The 19,198-nt window shown below is 37.7% G+C and carries 21 protein-coding genes; 6 read left to right on the top strand and 15 right to left on the bottom strand.

Features of this window, described 5'->3' with window-relative positions:
• The first annotated feature begins 33 nt into the window (after window positions 1-33).
• The 5 genes from I597_RS12265 (at window position 34) to I597_RS12245 (ending at window position 3,778) form a co-directional block, all read left to right on the top strand.
• Entirely contained in the window at window positions 34-759 is a 726-nt protein-coding gene (locus I597_RS12265; protein WP_064497415.1) for a hypothetical protein, read from the top strand.
• A gap of 106 nt (window positions 760-865) precedes the next feature.
• Window positions 866-1,945 (top strand): peptide chain release factor 1, encoded by a 1,080-nt coding sequence (prfA, locus tag I597_RS12260; protein ID WP_021778694.1) that lies wholly within the window; start codon window positions 866-868, stop codon window positions 1,943-1,945.
• A 1-nt stretch (window position 1,946) separates the two neighbouring features.
• Window positions 1,947-2,156, top strand: coding sequence for a PLD nuclease N-terminal domain-containing protein (locus I597_RS12255; protein ID WP_081964942.1), 210 nt, complete (start codon window positions 1,947-1,949; stop codon window positions 2,154-2,156).
• 6 nt (window positions 2,157-2,162) lie between these two features.
• Window positions 2,163-2,984 carry an orotidine-5'-phosphate decarboxylase gene (pyrF, locus tag I597_RS12250; protein ID WP_035324516.1) on the top strand — a complete coding sequence of 274 codons (822 nt, stop codon included), beginning with the start codon at window positions 2,163-2,165 and terminating at the stop codon, window positions 2,982-2,984.
• 2 nt (window positions 2,985-2,986) lie between these two features.
• Entirely contained in the window at window positions 2,987-3,778 is a 792-nt protein-coding gene (locus I597_RS12245) for an ABC transporter substrate-binding protein (RefSeq protein WP_035324517.1), read from the top strand.
• Here I597_RS12245 and I597_RS14930 read toward each other — a convergent pair.
• The 3 genes from I597_RS14930 to purU form a co-directional block, all read right to left on the bottom strand.
• The gene (locus I597_RS14930) at window positions 3,767-3,937 is read right to left on the bottom strand and encodes a Lacal_2735 family protein (RefSeq protein ID WP_152594935.1); all 171 of its coding nucleotides are present in this window, start codon (window positions 3,935-3,937) and stop codon (window positions 3,767-3,769) included. The genes I597_RS12245 and I597_RS14930 overlap by 12 nt on opposite strands.
• Before the next feature lie 113 nt (window positions 3,938-4,050).
• A complete protein-coding gene (locus I597_RS12240; RefSeq protein WP_035324518.1) occupies window positions 4,051-4,761 on the bottom strand; it encodes a DUF4197 domain-containing protein in 711 nt (236 codons plus the stop codon).
• An 81-nt stretch (window positions 4,762-4,842) separates the two neighbouring features.
• On the bottom strand, window positions 4,843-5,697 hold the full coding sequence (purU, locus tag I597_RS12235; RefSeq protein WP_035328495.1) for a formyltetrahydrofolate deformylase: 855 nt from the start codon (window positions 5,695-5,697) through the stop codon (window positions 4,843-4,845).
• Between the two features lie 143 nt (window positions 5,698-5,840).
• Here purU and I597_RS12230 point away from each other — a divergent pair, with 143 nt between their 5' ends.
• Entirely contained in the window at window positions 5,841-9,266 is a 3,426-nt protein-coding gene (locus I597_RS12230; RefSeq protein ID WP_035324519.1) for a methylmalonyl-CoA mutase family protein, read from the top strand.
• Window positions 9,267-9,341: 75 nt separating this feature from the next.
• Here I597_RS12230 and I597_RS12225 read toward each other — a convergent pair whose 3' ends face one another.
• The 12 genes from I597_RS12225 to I597_RS12170 form a co-directional block, all read right to left on the bottom strand.
• On the bottom strand, window positions 9,342-10,442 hold the full coding sequence (locus I597_RS12225; protein WP_035324520.1) for a ligand-binding sensor domain-containing protein: 1,101 nt from the start codon (window positions 10,440-10,442) through the stop codon (window positions 9,342-9,344).
• Between the two features lie 94 nt (window positions 10,443-10,536).
• A complete protein-coding gene (locus I597_RS12220; protein WP_035328497.1) occupies window positions 10,537-11,367 on the bottom strand; it encodes a DUF6503 family protein in 831 nt (276 codons plus the stop codon).
• Between the two features lie 191 nt (window positions 11,368-11,558).
• On the bottom strand, window positions 11,559-12,965 hold the full coding sequence (locus tag I597_RS12215; RefSeq protein ID WP_035324521.1) for a vanadium-dependent haloperoxidase: 1,407 nt from the start codon (window positions 12,963-12,965) through the stop codon (window positions 11,559-11,561).
• A gap of 324 nt (window positions 12,966-13,289) precedes the next feature.
• Window positions 13,290-13,760, bottom strand: coding sequence for a hypothetical protein (locus I597_RS12210; protein ID WP_052111635.1), 471 nt, complete (start codon window positions 13,758-13,760; stop codon window positions 13,290-13,292).
• A 57-nt stretch (window positions 13,761-13,817) separates the two neighbouring features.
• The gene (locus tag I597_RS12205; protein WP_035324522.1) at window positions 13,818-14,960 is read right to left on the bottom strand and encodes a POT-type proton-dependent oligopeptide transporter; all 1,143 of its coding nucleotides are present in this window, start codon (window positions 14,958-14,960) and stop codon (window positions 13,818-13,820) included.
• Window positions 14,961-15,058: 98 nt separating this feature from the next.
• Window positions 15,059-15,610, bottom strand: a complete 552-nt coding sequence (locus tag I597_RS12200) for a GNAT family N-acetyltransferase (RefSeq protein WP_035324523.1) — start codon at window positions 15,608-15,610, stop codon at window positions 15,059-15,061.
• A gap of 34 nt (window positions 15,611-15,644) precedes the next feature.
• Complete coding sequence (locus tag I597_RS12195) at window positions 15,645-16,247, bottom strand: hypothetical protein (RefSeq protein ID WP_035324524.1); 603 nt, start codon at window positions 16,245-16,247, stop codon at window positions 15,645-15,647.
• A 5-nt stretch (window positions 16,248-16,252) separates the two neighbouring features.
• Window positions 16,253-16,795: a hypothetical protein gene (locus I597_RS12190; protein ID WP_035324525.1), complete on the bottom strand. Its 543-nt coding sequence runs from the start codon at window positions 16,793-16,795 to the stop codon at window positions 16,253-16,255.
• A gap of 104 nt (window positions 16,796-16,899) precedes the next feature.
• Window positions 16,900-17,109, bottom strand: coding sequence for a hypothetical protein (locus I597_RS12185; protein ID WP_035324526.1), 210 nt, complete (start codon window positions 17,107-17,109; stop codon window positions 16,900-16,902).
• Window positions 17,110-17,184: 75 nt separating this feature from the next.
• The gene (locus I597_RS12180; protein WP_035324527.1) at window positions 17,185-17,439 is read right to left on the bottom strand and encodes a hypothetical protein; all 255 of its coding nucleotides are present in this window, start codon (window positions 17,437-17,439) and stop codon (window positions 17,185-17,187) included.
• Window positions 17,440-17,534: 95 nt separating this feature from the next.
• A complete protein-coding gene (locus I597_RS12175; protein WP_035324528.1) occupies window positions 17,535-18,410 on the bottom strand; it encodes a hypothetical protein in 876 nt (291 codons plus the stop codon).
• Between the two features lie 206 nt (window positions 18,411-18,616).
• A complete protein-coding gene (locus tag I597_RS12170) occupies window positions 18,617-19,000 on the bottom strand; it encodes a VOC family protein (protein WP_035324529.1) in 384 nt (127 codons plus the stop codon).
• Window positions 19,001-19,198 lie beyond the last annotated feature (198 nt).

Raw genomic sequence — 19,198 nt, 5'->3', positions numbered from 1 at the left:
TAGGCATCTAAGTTCCCTACTAATAAGAAATAAATGAAATTCTCGCTAAGTGACTTGTGGAGTAGATTACCGCTATTAACCATCTTTTTGGTAGCTCTCAATGTGCTTGCACTTTACTTTATGCGAGAGGTTAGATTTCTCAGGTATGTCCAGATTTTAACCGTAGCCATCTTTTTACTCTACTACCATATTAACACCTTCAAAGTACGCATACTCATAGTTATTATACTCGGGATGTTTTTGCTAAGAGAAATTTCTGTTTTTTACTACGGTAATAGTCTTGGTCAAATTGCCTATATAATTTTAGGATGTCTAGCATATGGTCTCATCTGTTTCAAGCGTTTAGATATGATACAAGTATTATTTAGGGATAAAATTGCGATTATCTGTACTTTTCTTTTTGTAATACTTAACCTGTTTATGCTCAACGAGCTTATTAGTATGGTTAAGGATAGTTATGATGGATCGTTTCAGGCAAGTTTAATATTTCTTTTAGGCATTATCATCACCTTACTAGGCGCGGTGGCTGTTTTGTACAATCAAGTCGTAAATAGTGATAGATCACTCACATTTTTGTTTTTTATTTTCTGTATGATCATTTCAGACGTGTCCTCTCTTTTAGGATATTATTTTAATATGGGCTTTTTCTACTATATAGACTTTGTAGGTGCAACACTAGGCTTATCATTTTTCATACATACCGTTTTAGATGTACGTGGAGAACGTGAGGATAAGGAACTCCTCAAAAGTATGCTCTAGATATTGATTCTCTTTTTTTACGCTTTCGCGAAAGCATACTAACGCCCATTTCCCTTTCATACCTTGCTTAAATTATCGTAAATTCGCTTCTTATTATAGAAAGTAGATGTTAGAAAAATTACAGATAGTAAAGCAGCGTTTTGATGAGGTAAGTGACCTTATTATACAGCCAGATATTATATCAGATCAAAAACGTTATGTCTCTCTTAACAAGGAGTATAGTGACTTAAAGGCACTAATGGATGTGCGTGAAGAATATATAGAGCTTACAGATAATTTTAAAGAAGCCGAAGAAATCATAGCAGACGGTAGCGATGCCGAGATGGTTGAAATGGCAAAAATGCAATACGAAGAAGCAAAATCTGGTATTCCTGAACTTGAGGAAAAAATCAGAATGATGCTTATCCCAAAAGATCCAGAAGATGCCAAAAACGTCGTAGTAGAAATACGCGCGGGAACCGGTGGAGACGAGGCAAGTATCTTTGCAGGAGATCTTTACAGAATGTACACTAAGTATGTAGATAGCGTACCTGGGTGGAAACACAGCACGGTAGACTACTCAGAGGGTACCTCTGGAGGATTTAAAGAAATCCAGTTTGAGATTACAGGTCAAGATGTGTACGGTACAATGAAGTTTGAGGCTGGAGTACACCGTGTACAACGTGTACCTCAGACAGAAACTCAAGGTCGTGTACACACTAGTGCTGCTACAGTAATGGTACTTCCAGAAGCCGAAGAGTTTGATGTACAGATAGAGCCTAAAGATGTACGTGTAGACTTTTTCTGTTCATCAGGACCAGGAGGGCAGTCTGTAAACACAACCTACTCTGCAGTACGATTAACACACATCCCTACAGGACTTGTGGCACAGTGTCAAGATCAAAAATCACAACACAAAAACAAAGAGAAAGCCTTTAAGGTACTACGCTCACGTCTATATGATCTTGAACTTGCAAAAAAGCAAGAAGAAGATGCTGCAAAGCGTAACTCACAAGTAAGTAGTGGTGACCGTAGTGCAAAAATACGTACCTACAACTATCCACAAGGACGTGTGACAGACCACCGTATAGGACTTACATTATACGATCTCCAAAACATTATAAATGGAGATATTCAAAAAATACTAGAAGAGTTAAGACTCGTAGAAAATACAGAGAAGTTGAAATTTACAGAAGGAGAGTTATAAAATGGGTTTAACTTTATTAGAAATGATAGGCCCTTGGCAACTAGGCCTAATAATCATAGTTTTGGGTATCCCATTGCTTGCGACTATTGATATCCTTAGACATCGATTTAGGGATAATGAAAAGCTCATTTGGCTACTCGTTGTGCTCTTTATGCCGTTTGTAGGAACATTACTATACCTTGGTTTAGGTAGAAAAAAGAGAATTAAATAAATCATTGTGAGAACATCTTTCCTTATAGATCAAATTAAAAAGAAACAATCTTTTCTTATTGTAGGTCTAGATACAGATCTTGATAAAATACCTAAGCACTTATTAAAAGAAGAAGATCCCATCTTTGCTTTTAATAAAGCCATTATAGATGCGACTCAAGACCTTTGTGTAGGCTATAAACCTAACACAGCATTTTATGAGGCTTATGGTCTTAAGGGCTGGGAGGCGCTAGAGAAAACCATTAATTATATTAATGAAACCTACCCAGAGCAATTCACCATTGCAGATGCAAAACGTGGTGATATAGGTAATACATCTACGCGATATGCAAAAGCCTTTTTTGAAGATCTTAATTTTGACTCTGTTACCGTAGCGCCATATATGGGTAAAGACTCTGTAGAGCCGTTTCTCGCCTTTAAAGATAAGCATACCATAATGCTAGCCCTTACGTCTAACCAAGGTGCTTTTGACTTTCAGACCCAAACTATCAATGGGCAAGAGCTATATAAGCACGTACTTGAGACTTCTAAGAGCTATGAAAATAATGACCAGCTTATGTATGTAGTAGGTGCTACTAAGGCAGAGTATCTTACAGATATAAGAGCAATCATACCAGAAGCTTTCTTACTTGTACCTGGTGTAGGAGCACAAGGAGGTAGCTTGCGTGAAGTATGTAAATATGGTATGACAGAAGATATAGGTCTTCTAGTTAATTCTTCAAGAGGTATTATCTATAATTCTCAAGGAGAAGATTTTGCCATTGCAGCACGTAATGTTGCCCAGCAAATGCAATCAGAAATGCAAGAGATTTTAGTTCAAAACAGCTAGAGATGCATATAGTAGATCAGATGGGGCGATCCCTTACTTTTGATCATACGCCTGTGCGAATAGTCTCCTTAGTGCCTAGCCAGACAGAGTTGCTGGTAGATCTCGGTTTACAATCTTCACTTGTAGGTATTACAAAATTTTGTGTTCACCCAGTGACTTTACGCAATGAAGTAAGCGTTGTGGGAGGTACAAAGCAAGTGCATTTTGATAAGATTAAGGCACTACAACCTGATATCATACTTTGTAATAAAGAAGAAAATACAGAGGAGATGGTTCGTATTCTGCAAGATATTGCAACTGTACACCTATCTGATGTTAAGACGCTTCAAGATGCTCACAATCTGATTATACAATATGGTACTATTTTTAATGTGACTCAACGTGCTACAGCAATCACAACTCGCATTAAAGAAGCACAAGAACGCTTTCGCGAAAGCATAACAAAACCCATTAACACCCTTAAAGTAGGCTATTTTATATGGCAAGAGCCACTTATGGTTGTGGGTGATGATACCTTTATACATCACCTTATAGAGGAGCTAGGTTTTGTAAATGCATTTAAAAATAAAGAAGGAAGGTATCCTACAGTTACCGAAGAAAATCTCAAAGACTTAGATTATGTATTCTTGTCTTCGGAGCCATTTCCTTTCTCAGAAAAGCATATAGAAGAGTTTCAAAAAAAGACCACCGCACAAGTTGTACTTGTAGATGGTGAGTATTTTTCTTGGTATGGGAGTAGGCTCATAAAAGCCTTTCCCTATTTTACGAGCTTATCTAAGCGCTTAAAACTTTAAAAACTTAATCTTTTTATCCAGCTGTAAGGCTTCATAGGTGAGTACGTCACTTTTTTCGTGATCTGTATACATTATATTATAAGACTCCTCTACGAGTTTCTTGTGCTTACGTTGCATAAAAGATTTGAGGCGCTTGTGTTTTGAGGCAACATTAGTCATACTTGATTAATTAGTTAAGGGGATGTTTTTAATACATTAAATGTAAAAAAAAAATCCAAACCAAAATGTTATAACTATGTAAAAATCAAGTAATTAATGTAAGATTAAACTTGTTAATCTTGTAATGCAAACACACGTTTAAGTAAATCTGTAGTTCTGCTTTGTGTTTTTGTTCTTATTTCTTTTTCCTCAACAGCAATCATTGTGTACACACCTTGTAGCGCTTGTTGCGTTACATAATCTGTAAGATCTGGATTTACATTATTTGTAAGAGGTAAGTCATTATACTTTGTGATGAGGTTAGTCCAGATTTGATCTGCGCCTACTTTTGCAAAGCTATTTTTAATCATAGGGTTGAATTTATTATAAAGTGCAGCGTTTGTTTTTCCTTCTAGATATTGAGTTGCCGCATCATCTGTACCTAGTAAAATGGTACGCACATCATTAAAGGTAATTTGCTTCACCGCGTCTACAAAGATTGGCGTAGCCTCACTTACAGCATCTTCGGCAGCGCGGTTAAGGGCTTTGATGCCCTCATCTGCTAGTTTGCCTAGACCTATAGCTCTTAGTGTATTATCTACTTTTTGTAACTCTTCTGGTAGCAAAATTTTTACCAGCTCATTTTTATAAAAACCATCTGTAGAAGTAAGTTTTGTCACTTGCTTATCAATCCCAAAATCAAGCGCTTGTTTAAGTCCATTACCTATCATCTGGTTATCTATACCAGGCAATCCAGACTCACCAGGAAGCCCGTCTATAACGCCTTGTAATTCGGCACAAGAAACGAGTGAAAATAAAACGAGTACAGCGATGATCTTTTTCATAATAATGTCATTTAAGTATTGTGGTAAATATAATTGATAATTACGCTTTCGCGAAAGCGTAACCCTGCTTATTCATTTCTTTTAAGTAAAAATTATGGTCTTATTGCTATACACAAAGCATTTATGCTGGGCGTGTAGTTTTATCGCTCTTGAGAGTACGATTTTTTCTAGGTCTCTACCTTTTGCAATGAGGTCTGGAATGGTGTGGCTGTGGGTTACACGTATGGTGTCTTGCTCGATGATGGGACCTGCGTCTAGCTCTTCGGTGACGTAGTGACTGGTGGTGCCTATAATTTTTACACCGCGAGCAAAGGCCGCGTGATAAGGTTTTGCACCTACAAAGGCAGGTAAGAAAGAGTGGTGTATGTTTATAATGCGATACGGAAATTCATTTATTACCGTAGGCGTGACGATTTGCATATAACGAGCTAGTACAATAAAGTCTACTTGATGCGCTTTGAGTAACTTAAGCTGTTCTTGCTCTGCTGCAGCTTTGGTGTCTTTTGTCACTGGTATGTGATAAAAAGGGATGTCAAAGTTTGCCGCAATATGTGCGAGATCATTATGGTTACTTATAATAAAAGGGATGTCTACGTTAAGTTCGCCAGCATTGTAGCGGCCTAGTATATCATAAAGGCAATGATCATATTTTGACACAAAAATGGCCATTTTGAGTTTTTGCGTAGCAGGATATAGTTGCCATTGCATTTCAAAGGGAGTTGCCAGTTTTTCTTTAAAAGCTGTTTTAAACTTTGCAGTGTTAAAATCTGCTTGTTCAAATACACACTCAAGGCGCATAAAAAATACATTTGCCACCGCATCTACGTGCTGGTCAATATAAGTGGTGTTTCCTTCGTTTTCCAAAATGAAATTGGTCACCGAGGCGATAATTCCCTTTTGGTCTTTACAGTGTATAAGTATGGTAAGATGTGCCATAAGCTTGATTTTCTTACCTCTAAATTGCATATATTATAACGCAAATCATATATAAACTTTCTTTTTTGTGTAATTCATATTCAACTCGCTTTATTATTGAATATTACGTAAATTTACATCGTTATACATACTTAAAATTACAGATGGAACAAGCCACTCCTTATACTCCTAAGCATAAAGTTAGAATAGTAACTGCTGCTTCCCTTTTTGACGGACACGATGCCGCGATAAATATTATGCGCCGTATTATACAAAGTACCGGTGTAGAGGTTATACACTTAGGTCACGACCGCAGTGTAGAAGAGGTAGTAAACACAGCCATACAAGAAGATGCAAATGCTATTGCAATGACCTCTTATCAAGGAGGGCACAATGAGTATTTTAAATATATGTACGACCTCCTCAAAGAGAAAGGTGCGGGACATATTAAAATCTTCGGTGGAGGAGGTGGTGTGATACTTCCAGAAGAAATTAAGGAGCTTATGGATTACGGGATTACTCGTATCTACTCTCCAGATGATGGCCGTGCGATGGGATTACAAGGAATGATTAATGACCTTGTACAGCAGTCTGATTATGCTATAGGAGATAAGCTAGATAATCAAGCTGCTCAACTTAGTGATAAAGTACCTACGGCTATAGCCAGAGTAATCTCTGCTGCCGAAAATTTTCCAGAGGTTGCAAAAGATATGCTTGATGCAATTCATAAAAAGAATGAAACTTCACTCACACCCGTACTTGGTATTACAGGTACTGGAGGAGCAGGTAAATCTTCACTAGTAGATGAGCTGGTGCGTAGATTTCTTATCGATTTTCCAGAGAAGACCATAGGTCTTATTTCTGTAGATCCTTCTAAGCGTAAAACGGGTGGAGCCTTACTGGGTGACCGTATCCGTATGAATGCGATTAATAACGAGCGTGTGTATATGCGCTCGCTGGCTACCAGACAGAGTAACCTCGCACTATCTAAGTATGTAGGCGAAGCCATAGAAGTACTTAAAGCGGCCGAGTATGATTTAATCATCCTTGAGACATCAGGTATTGGGCAGTCAGATACAGAGATACTAGAGCATAGCGATGTGTCGCTTTATGTGATGACACCAGAATTTGGTGCAGCTACGCAGCTCGAGAAAATAGATATGCTAGACTTTGCAGATCTCGTTGCTATCAACAAATTTGACAAGCGTGGATCGCTAGATGCGCTACGTGATGTTAAGAAACAATATATGCGCAACAATAACTTGTGGGATACACCGCAAGATGAGTTGCCAGTTTTTGGAACCATTGCAAGCCAGTTTAACGACCCAGGGATGAACACGCTTTACAAGCGTATAATGGAGAAGGTAAACACGGTAAACGAGGCAGATCTTACGAGTACTTTTGAGATAAGCCAGGAGATGAGTGAGAAGATCTTTGTAATACCTCCAGCGCGTACACGTTACCTGAGCGAGATTGCAGAGAGTAATAGAGGGTATGACGCTTTCGCGAAAGCGCAACAAGAAACAGCACAACGTCTCTACGGAATATTTAAAACCATCGAGACCATAGCAGGAGTTACTCCAGCACTTGACAAAGCAGGTTTACAAATCACAGACTTCGCCGCCGAAACTACCGATGAAGATAAAGATCTTGTCAAGTTGCTACTCGCACAGTTTGACCGTAAAAAAATGGATCTCGATCCGTATAACTGGGAGATTATTACCGGTTGGGACGAGAAAGTAAATAGATACAAAGCACCTGTGTATACCTTTAAGGTAAGAGACAAGGAGATTAAAATCCCTACGCACAGTGCGTCATTATCACATACAGAAATACCTAAGGTAGCCTTGCCAAAGTATCAAGCTTGGGGAGATATCTTAATCTGGTGTTTACAAGAAAATGTACCGGGAGAATTCCCATACACTGCGGGACTCTATCCTTTTAAACGTACGGGAGAAGATCCTACACGTATGTTTGCAGGAGAAGGAGGACCAGAGCGCACAAACAAGCGTTTTCACTACGTGAGTTTAGGAATGCCGGCTAAGCGATTAAGTACCGCTTTTGACTCGGTAACTCTATATGGTAACGATCCAGGTCACCGTCCAGATATTTATGGTAAGATAGGTAACGCGGGAGTGAGTATTTGCTGTCTTGATGACGCAAAGAAATTGTACTCTGGTTTTGACTTAAGTCACGCTATGACCTCTGTAAGTATGACCATAAACGGACCTGCGCCTATGTTGCTTGGTTTCTTTATGAATGCCGCTATAGATCAAAACTGTGAGAAGTACATTAAAGAAAATGGACTAGAAGCAGAGGTAGAAGCAAAAATTGCAGCTACCTACGAAGGAAAAACACGTCCAGCCTACCAAGGCGATCTTCCAGAAGGAAATGATGGTCTAGGGTTAATGTTACTAGGCGTAACAGGTGACCAAGTACTCCCAGCAGATGTGTATAACCGCATAAAAGTAGAGACGCTTACACAAGTGCGTGGTACGGTACAAGCAGATATTCTTAAAGAAGATCAAGCGCAAAATACGTGTATCTTCTCTACAGAGTTTGCACTGCGCTTAATGGGTGATGTACAAGAGTATTTTATCGAGCAAAAAGTGCGTAACTTCTATAGTGTGTCTATCTCTGGATATCACATTGCAGAGGCAGGAGCAAATCCTATCACACAACTAGCACTTACATTATCTAACGGATTTACGTATGTAGAGTACTACCTAAGCCGTGGGATGGATATCAATAAATTTGGTCCTAACTTATCGTTCTTTTTCTCAAACGGAATCGATCCAGAATATGCGGTCATAGGTCGTGTTGCTCGTAAGATTTGGGCAAAGGCAATGAAGGAGAAATATAAAGCAAACTCACGTGCACAAATGCTTAAGTATCACATCCAGACATCTGGGCGTAGCCTACACGCACAAGAGATTGACTTTAACGACATACGTACTACATTACAAGCATTATATGCGATTTATGATAACTGTAACTCGCTACATACAAATGCTTATGATGAGGCAATCACAACGCCTACAGAAGAGAGTGTACGTCGTGCGATGGCAATACAGCTTATTATCAATAAAGAGCTAGGACTTACTAAAAACGAAAACCCAATACAGGGATCATTTATTATAGAAGAGCTTACAGAGCTCGTAGAAGAGGCAGTCTTACTAGAATTTGATAGAATCACAGAGCGTGGTGGTGTACTAGGAGCGATGGAGACGATGTACCAGCGTTCTAAAATACAAGAAGAAAGCTTGTATTATGAAACGCTTAAGCATAACGGTGAATTCCCAATAATCGGAGTAAACACCTTCTTGAGTTCAAAAGGAAGTCCAACAGTACGCCCAGCCGAAGTAATTAGAGCTACCGAAGAGGAGAAGCAATATCAAATCGAAATGCTAGAAAACCTCCATAAGGAAAAAGCAGATAAGATAGAAGCAGAACTTGCAAAAATTCAAGATGCAGCGATTAATAACCGCAACATTTTTGAAGAACTTATGGAAGCAACTAAGGTTTGCTCACTAGGACAAATCACAAGTGCACTCTTTGAAGTAGGAGGGCAGTACAGACGTAATATGTAATACTACGAGATGATCATTATTTAAAAAGGCGACCGTATGGTCGCCTTTTTTGTTTTTGAGTAATCTATTAGTTGTTTAATCCTTCCAAGGTCCACTTTCTGTGACGGGTATGATCTTATCACCTTTTAATCTAGAAAGCCCCTGATATCCACCTAACCAGATGGTGCCAGTAGCATCCTCATAAATAGTCTGGATTGCATTGCTTTGTAAGCCATCGTCCTCATTATAATTTGTAAAGCTATTACCATCGTATTTGTATACCCCAGCATTTTCAGCAGGAAACCAGATGTTCCCTTTGGAGTCTTGAAAGAGGCTCCACACTTCTTCTCCTGTAATCACGCTATCTGTAGTAAAGTTTGTGAACTTAACCCCATCATAACGGCTAACGCCTTTATGGTGTGTTGCAAACCAGATATTTCCTGTGCGATCTTGTAGCATATCATTTACATTATTACCTGCGAGACCATCTTTGGTGCTTAAGGTATCTAGCGTATTACCATCCCAGATAAAGGCACCAGCGTTTGAAGCAAACCATAAGCGCCCTTTGTTATCTTCCATAATACTATGCACAATTTTAGTACTTGAAACACCTCTAGAATTATCTACTACCGTTTCTGGAAGAGCGAACGGTTTAAAAGCAGTCCCATCAAAGCTATTAACGCCATTTAAAGCCCCTATCCACAACGTTCCTTTGGCGTCTAGCAACATACTCCATACATTGCTTTCTTTGAGTCCCTGCGCTTCTGCGTAGTTTTTAAAAGTGGGTTTACTGCGAGATGTCGTCGCATTCAGATCATAGCTTACAAGACCTCGATTGGTTCCAAACCAAAGTGTACCATCTTTATCCTCCAGAATCGCACGCACTGCCTCGCCATTAAAACCGTCGTCTATAGAAAAGTAGTCTACGCTCGTTCCATTATATCGTATCACGCCATCACCATTAGTTCCCATCCATAAGCTACCTTGAGAATCTTGAAAGATCCTTCGTATAAATTGGCTTAACGGCGGCGGACTCAAATTAAAGTTATAATCTTGTGCAGAAGTTTGTGTGGAGATACGGCTAGTTTTTTGAGATGGTGTTTCATCTCGTATATCTCTTTGTTTATTTTGAGAGGTACAGCTATAGCTTAGTACGGCTAGTGAGGTTATGAGTAGGTAAATAGAAAAGCGCATCATTTAAAGAGATTTACATTAAATGTAAGCCAAACTTTAAACAATGCGCTCTTGTAACTATCAAAAAAGTGCCAAATCTTACTTGACTACCTATTTATTATTTTACAAATAAGCTCTTTTCTAGACCATTATCAAAGGTGATATCTGTCCAGTCTACTGTGATCCACGGTGCATCTGTAACTGTAGCGTCCCAATCTGATTTTTTATAACGACGTTTTGTAGGGATTTGTAAACCATCTACTTCGTCATAGCTTACTTCCATAAGGTAAGGATCTGTCACGCCAAAGTCTACCACTGTAAATAAAAATTGATCTACACGTTTTGTCTCAGGGTTGATGTACACTTGGTAGATATCTTGAGGTTTATCTCCAGTGCTTTCAAAACTTACTTTTACCACATCATAGTTAATATCATTTACCGTTTGTTGCTTTACATATTTATATACAAGACCAGGATCTCCTAGTTTTTGCATCATTGTAAACCAGTAGTAGTTAGTAGGTCTATTAAAGGCTACACGCTTAAGCGCAGCCTCATCTGTAATAATGGTTCCTTCATTTTTGAGCCAGTATTCTTTACCATCATATCCTTGCTCTATGTTGCCTTCTAGTTCTGGAAGTGTGCGCTGGTGTGTGTTATAGAGTCCGTAAGAGTACTCACCGTCAAAAATGTATTTCTCTGTAGAGACGTCCTTTTGCCCGTCTGGCGTTTGATACGTATAAGTATAAACAACATCATTTTTTGCAGCTAGCGTAGCATAGTCACCTACTTCTTGCATCATTGTGTATACAAGTTCGTGGCCTTTATTTGTAAAAGTGGGTGTTTCTTCTTTTACAGCATTTTCGGTTGTTGTTGGGGTTTGCTGTGTTGTGTTATTACACGATATGCATATAAGGGCAATAAGAATGCCTAGCGTCGTTTTTAAAGTCATAAGGTTGCTGTTTGCTGTGATAATAAGGCGCAAATGTAATGGCCGGTGTAGTGGTGAGGTTGTTTTAAAGGGAGTTTAGCATTTTTTTAGCATTGTGTAGGTGTCCGCTTTCGCGAAAGCGTAAAAAAACCACTGCAATAGTACATTACAGTGGTTGTAGTAAGATATACTGCTAAGCCAGTGGCTGTTTTTTAATTAGAAAGATCTAGTGCATTTACAGCATCTGCGATTTCATAGCCCAGGCGTAATCCCTCTGTTGAGTCCTCTTGTATATGTACTCCCAGCGGTACTCTAGAAAAAGCATTTTCTGAAGCCATCTCGCTGAACGAGGTATAACTACGTGGCGTGCCTATAAAATCTATAATGTAATCAAAACCTAGGTAGGTGTTGTCTGTAAAGTCTATAGCATCTGTGCCAAAAAAGTCTATAAATACCCCTCCAGCTGCTCCTGCAAATGTTGCGTGGCCAGAAGGATAACTAGGAAAAGCCGGATTAGGCGCTACTACAAATCTCGCAAGATTAGTCGTGAAGTCTTCATCTATAAACTCATTAATGTAGGTGCTAGGTCGCTGCGTGTTATACGTGTACTTATCATCCCAAGCAGACACGGCTGCGTCATTTATAGCAAAACTAAGACGCAATAATAACTCCAGAGTTTGATCAAAATCAAGGTCATATTGCTCTATAAGTTGGTTTGCGATAGAAAACTGTCTTCCAGGTGGGCTTATCATAATACCCTCTACATCATCTGCCCAAAACTCGGCTATCCAAAGGTTTTCATCATCACCATTTGCAGCGGCGGTGGCAACGTCATACACATTATTCATACTGGTGTAGTAGTCACTACCTGTATCTTCACTATATAAAAGTAGGGAGCTAAAATCTGTACTAGTCGTTTCTTCTGGTTCTATGACAAAGGCGCGCACCTCTCTCCAGTATGGAAACCAGGCATCCTCATCATCACTAGCCGCCCAGAGGCCATCACCTACGGGTGCTACATAGTCTGCCGGAGTTTGATCTCTCACTTGCTCTTCTCCCGCCTCATCGGTCTCGCTATATGCAATCACACGGCGTGCCACGTGCCTTCCCCATCTTCTGGAGTTACTTATTACTTCATTACTTAGACCTTGCTCGAGTTCTTCTTCTTTATTATTTCTAAATCTAAAGACGTCACCACGTGCCTCTGGCGATATGCTAAACATAAAATGATCAAACGCAATCGCATACGCTCGGTTAAGTGCAAGATCTAGATTTACATTATCCTCAAGCTCATTAATATCTACATCTAGCTCGTCTAGTCTCTCATTATTTGAGGTATAGCCATCCATAAAAGGCACGGCGGTCTCGTAGCCTGTAAGGTGTATGTAGGCTAGGGAGCGTGTAATGGTGTTAGGGCGCATATTATTAGTAAACTGGTCTATGTTCACCCAGAGGTCGCTCCACTCTGTAATGAGCTGGGCGGTTTGATCTGTAAGGGCTATGGGATCATCATCGGCTGGGGTAGTGGTGGTCGTTGTGGTGTTGTCATCATCATCTGCACAGGCATACAGAAAGAGAAATAGCAAGATGGCTAACACTTTGATTTGTGAAGTTTTCATATATAAGGGTTTTTAAAGATTACAAACTAATAGCCCGTCGCAGTTGCCGTAGCAGTGCGCACATTTTAAATGGACATATTTGTTTGATTGACCCTTGGTATAGATCTCGGTATTACTAACTACAACTTAGATGTTTGGATAAAAATTGTAGTACATAGGGATGTTACCTCCATATACAAACGCTAAAAGTCTGTATATTAATATGTAAGATAGTGTTTTTTTTATAAATCGTATTTGGGCGGCGAGGCTAAGCACTGTTTACAAGCTGTATAATTGGGGATATGACGCTTTCGCGAAAGCAGGATTCACACCCTTAAAACTCATTTACCAGAAGAGTAACCATATAAAATTACCCACCACAAGCAGCTGAAGCACAAAAAGCAAGATGCTGAGGTCCTTCTTAAAGCGAAATTTAATACCAATGGCTAGCAACAACAGCAGCGGAAGCACAAACCCAGAGACAAGCCTAAACGAGTAAATGCTGCGATCTTGCGAGGGGAGTATGCTATAGCTATTGACTTCTTGAAATAGTAAAGAGACGGTATAGCTCATAGATTTACCTTTTGCAGACTTTGCAATATCCTCTGCTACCGAAAATTGGTGTTTTGGCGTAACAACCTCATAAGAGTTGTGTGAGTTGCCACCAGCGTTATAGTACCGCTGTTTCTTTTTTTGTACACGAGAGACCTCTTCTGTATACATCTTGCCTGGCAACGCAAAGTCTAGCAAAATCACAAGTGCCAGAAGCGCTGTGATGCCGTAGATGGCAAGTGGTACTATAGATGGTTTGTGCATTTTATAAAGTTAGTAAAAGTAGAGTGGTTTATGGATATGTTAATCGAGTTTAGGGCTTCAAGTTACTTTTTTGCGTAACAATTGATAAATCCCCAGCAATACTCCTATAATAGCCATTCCAATAAGTCCTATTTTGAGTCCTAACATTGGATAATCATACAGCCTGTCTCTGTATAGTCCAAAAATTAGAGAGATTAATCGCGTAGGTAAAAAAACCAAGCTCACTAAGATTGCCAAATATTTTGGGTTTGCAAATTTTGTCAAAATGGAATAAACAATTGGTGCGATGTGTATTTCTGAAATTACAAGAAATACAAGAGAGATTAAGTAAGTCATCGTATGACTATCTGTAGCTGTCTCTGGCACTAATAGTAATATACCAAAGGATATGGCTCCTGAAATAAAACCAATCATTAGCTTAAAGGATTGATTACTGAAGAAGTAGGACCAAATTACAATAGCAATAATACTTATCGGTAAAATGAAAATGGCATTTAAAGATTGCCATATATGCTTTGGAATGGCTAAAGTAGATTTCTCCATTAATTGTAGCTGCAAGTCGTAAATTCGGTTGCCAGATAATTCATAAAAACCCCAGAATAACCCCACTAGCAGTAAAGCACTTAGTATGGATATTAACCTTTTTGAAGGTGAGGATTTAATCACCTCTATTTTTTGATAATTAACTGCTTTAGTATAATATAATGGAATTAAGGCAAGTAACATTAGAGTCCCCGCGATTATAAAACCAATAGTATAACTATACATATCTCCGATATAACCAATCGCTAGAATCCCTAAAAATGAACCTAGATTTAAAGCTAGATAGAATATGGTAAACCCAGCATCTAGTAATTTGGTTTTCATTAGATAGGATTTGCCAAAATTCGAAATGATGTTAGGAGTAAATAAACCACTGCCTAAAACAGTAAGGAAAAGACCTAGATATAAGCCTATTGTGCTCGGTATACATAAACAAAATGCTCCTAGCGCTTGAATAATACCGCCAGCAATTATAGCTTTTTTATTTCCAATTATAATATCTCCTATAACGGCACCTATAATTTTAGAAAAAACTATAGAACCAGTAAAAATTCCATAAATAGAAAATGCATCAGCACGCTCCATTTTAAGTATTTCTCCTACCATATAAAGAATAACTAGTGCTCGTAAACCGTAGTATGATGCTCTTTCTAGCATTGTAGAAATTGCAAAATATAGGGTTTCCTTGTGGTGTTTTTGATTAAGAATCTTGTTGCTAATTTTAATTTTATAGGCTTTTATACAAACTCATCTCCTCACTCCCCACGCGCATCGGTATCGAGTATGGAGTATTCAAAATTATCTGACCAGCCGGTTTTAAGGGGTAAGACCTTGCGACCGCGGCCTTCTCGTGTCATTCCTACTTTTTCTAGCACTTTTATAGAGCCGGTATTTGCTACGGCACAGCCCGCTTGTATTCTGTGTAGTTTGAGCGTTTCAAAACCAAAATCTAAGACCAGGTTTACAGACTGAGTGGCATAGCCTTTACGCCAGTGGTCTGGATGGATCTTATACCATATCTCGCCTCTACGATGTTTTTGAGGCCATAACTTTAAACCGATGAGCCCAACGAACTCTTGATCTGTAGCACGCTCTATGGCAAAAGTATAAGTTGTGATAGGTGTCGCACTATGAGCTGCTACCCAGCTGGTGATGATATGCTTGGTCTCCTCTAGATCTTTTGGGATGCCTAGCGTGTTGTATTTATCTGTCTCGGGAAAAGAATGTAGTACGTGTATAGCTGCCAGGTCTGAGAGGTCTATAAGCCGTAGTGAGATGCTCTGAGCTGTTAATGCTATGTGGGTCATTTTATTGGTTTGTGGGTAGAAGGGATGTTTTTACTCAGCTGCTTATTTCTATCCCACTAAATATAGTTACTAAATCTATCTCTCTCTCTTCTATTCCGCTCATTTTCTCGATTCTCTGACCTAATATTCTGTTCCAGAAACCTCTTTTTTTTGAAAAATCATATGTATAGGAAAAGTTAAACTTTGAATTTACGCCTTTTATGTAAAGTCTAGATTTTAATACTTTATTGTCTTTAAGGTATTGTACTTCTTTACCTTTTAAACCGGTTTTTAAAAGCGATAGAACTCCATCTGTATTTTGTTTATTAAATTTTAAGCCTGGATCTCCATAACTATTTTTATCATCAAAATCGTAATAATAAAAGTATTCGTTTTCGACGTATTTGTTATAACCTGGAACTCTTGGATTAAAAATATGTAAATAAATAAGAAAATCATTTTCCATATATGCAGCTCGAATTTCAGTTAGAGAATTTTGCTTAGTAGATTTAAATATCTCTATTCTTGTCTCTCCTTTAATTACATTTTTTGGATTAAGGAAATCTCCGCTGTCTATTAAAACCCTATTTATAAGCTCCTTCCAACTTTTATACTTATGCATTTTCTCGGTTGTAAAAGTTAATACCTCTTTAGACAACGCTTTTATTTACTTTCTTCCAATGCATATTTTTCAAAAGCAGCTTTTAAACCATCGTATTCTAGGGTAGTTAGAGTTATTTTATTGCTCTTATTAATACCACTATTAAACTGTTCAATCTCGATTGTGTTGTTGTATTTTGATATTTCGTAGTGCTTTGTTTTTTTTCTTTCTTTAAGGCTCTTTCCTTCTTCGACTGAGTCAACTTTAAGAAATAATTGTTGAAGTTCTTCTTCGTTTTTAAAAGACAGGATTGAAGATTCTACTTCTTTAATATCTGTTGCATCAATTTTTATAATTGTAAACTTAAAGTCCTTTGAATTACCTTTTATAATTTTTGACAGACTTAGACTTTTTGTTGCTTTTGTGGATTGTTTTAAATAAATATATCTCTTTATTTCTTCAATCTTTGTTCTGTCACTTAAGCTATATGATGTATCTACTTTAACGGAATAGAACTCATTTTTACTTTGACTATTATTGGTGGTTTTGTTACAACTAACAATAGCAAGAATTAGAATTAAATACATTAATGTAATAATCTTCATAGTTATACTTTTTTTAATTGGTTATTAATAATAAACTTATTTTCTATGCTGTAATTATTATCTAAAGTGTGTTATAGTGAGTAATTAATTCGATTACTAAAAGATTACCACACCACAGCCATAACTGCCGAAATCACACTTAGAATAATACCAATAGCAATAACCCAAACTATTGTCGAGGTATTGGCTCTTGTTTTTTCTGTTGCGTTTATAATTAGCCAGTTAGTATAGAGCATTTCCATTTGAATCTCTCGATCTGTATAATCTGCTCTGTCTGCTTCAAATTTTTGAAGTTTTTTAGATTTTTTAGTCATTGTTTTGATTTTTGAATTGATGAATGAGTTTATTTGAAAATTGTAGTTTTAGATAAATTCAATAAGTACTTTAATCTATTTTAAGTAATCATTTACTACCTGCTCAATTAGAGTAGCTGTCTCATCACTTTCAGTATCCACAGATAATACAAAATCGTTTATTTTACCAGATAGAGTTACCGTAGCATTATGATTATTAGAAAGTTTATTTACCCTATTTTTTATCTCTTTAATAACACCATCCATTTGGCCGTTAATGATATCATTAGCATCTATTAATGCTTTTTTATCGACTTTAAGTTTAGTTGTTTTGTTTAAAAATTTTATCATATTATTTGAAAATTTGGTGACTTTGAAAAAATGCTTAAGCTTTCTTGATAGTAAGGTCTTTTGTACTTTGTTATATACATTATTAACATTCGTTGTTATCTTTTTTTTCTTTTTTTCTTTTTAGGAACACCATCGGCAGGCTTAACTTCTGTCATAATACTTGCATCAGGAAAGCGTTCTTTCATTAAATGTCTTATTGGTTTTTTGGTTCGTTTACTTTGTTGAAGTATTTTGGCAATTTCCTCTCCCGACATTGTTTTTCCTTCTGGCATTTGAATCATTGTTCCAAAGTTTAAAGAAGCATCTTCTTCATTTTCGGGAACAGTGCAATGCTTATCAATTATCTCTAACATTTCAGAATCTTCTAATAAATCAGTCATACCTGGTGCTTGAGAATTCCTGAACAAAACATCATCTCTTTTGAGTAATTCAATATTCAATAAATCCTCTTTGGAAAAAGGTATGTGAAAGTCATTAAACCTAATAAATGGTAATTCATCTACTAACATTTGAAGATGAAAATGCGGAAAATCTCCATTATGAGAGCCTTTGTGACCTTCAAGGTCAGACTTTCCATATGTTAATGTCCACTCAATATTTTTATGCCTAATAGTAGTTTCAAGCAATTTTGACTTTGTTGTCTCACATTTTAAGTCATTAATATTTCTAAATGGCTTTTCTATATGCGCTAACCATCTAAAATAACTTTCTAATTTAAAAAATCCGATATCTTCAGATAAGTAATCTTTGAAATGTTTTTTTTTGATAGCTGAAGGTTTTAAAAACCAATGAAAACAAGTTTCAGAAGTATTAAAATAATCCAATTTCATTCCACATAAGAAACAACATCCTTTAGAGTATGCATCTGCAAATTCAAGATATACTTCTTTGTTTTCAGCCTCCTGTTTTCTGTTTCCTTCTTCGATTTGCTCAGGAGTAAGACTATTTATGAAATTTTCAAATTTACTCATCTTGTGATTCTGTGTTTTTAATAAATGTTAGCTTAGATATATTAGAAAGCTTATTAATTATTAAGTCTTCAATTTTAAAAAGTGAAAATCACTCATCCACTTTCTATAAAGCTAATATACCCCATACAACCCGCTCACTGTTACGGATTTCCGTAAAGCGGGTCTTAATATTTTCTTAAAATAAGTACTAGTAAAAAACGGAGAGGCTACACATCATCATTTACCTCCACCCAGTAGCCATCTGGGTCTTGAAAGTACACCTGCTGTATGCCGTCGTCGCGCACATAATCTTTAGTAGGCGTGCCGCGCCAGTCTGAGTAGTCTATGGCGAGGGTTTTGAGGTGAGTGATAAAACTGCCTAGGTCATCTGTGGCTAGGGCAAAGTGTACGGCTTTATTGGTTTTTATGATGGCATCTGGGCGCGGTATGAGGTGTAGTTGTTTGCCATTACCCATCGCGAGCCAGCGGGTGGGAGAGACAGAGGCGGTGTTTTCTATCTCGGCAAAGCCAAAGACTTTTTGGTAAAAAGCAATAGCCGCCGCCACATCTGTCACAGAGAGCGCTATATGGTTAAAGGTAAAAGTATGCATAGGTGATGATTGTGAGGTTTAAAGATCATCATTTTTTTGGGTACAGGCAAGCCATTGGTGCGGCCATCTTTCTCGGGGTAGGTGGGGTTGTGGGGTGTTACGCTTTCGCGAAAGCGTACCCATATCCATTGTTAAAAAAATGGCTATAAAAGTCTCTTTTTGGGTTTTAATTCACGGGTGGAGTCCGTAATTTAGATC

It is taken from the genome of Dokdonia donghaensis DSW-1, assembly GCF_001653755.1.
GTDB classification, from domain to species: Bacteria; Bacteroidota; Bacteroidia; order Flavobacteriales; family Flavobacteriaceae; genus Dokdonia; species Dokdonia donghaensis.
Note: the sequence above shows the minus strand (reverse complement) of the source record. Positions and strands in the feature narration are given on the sequence as shown.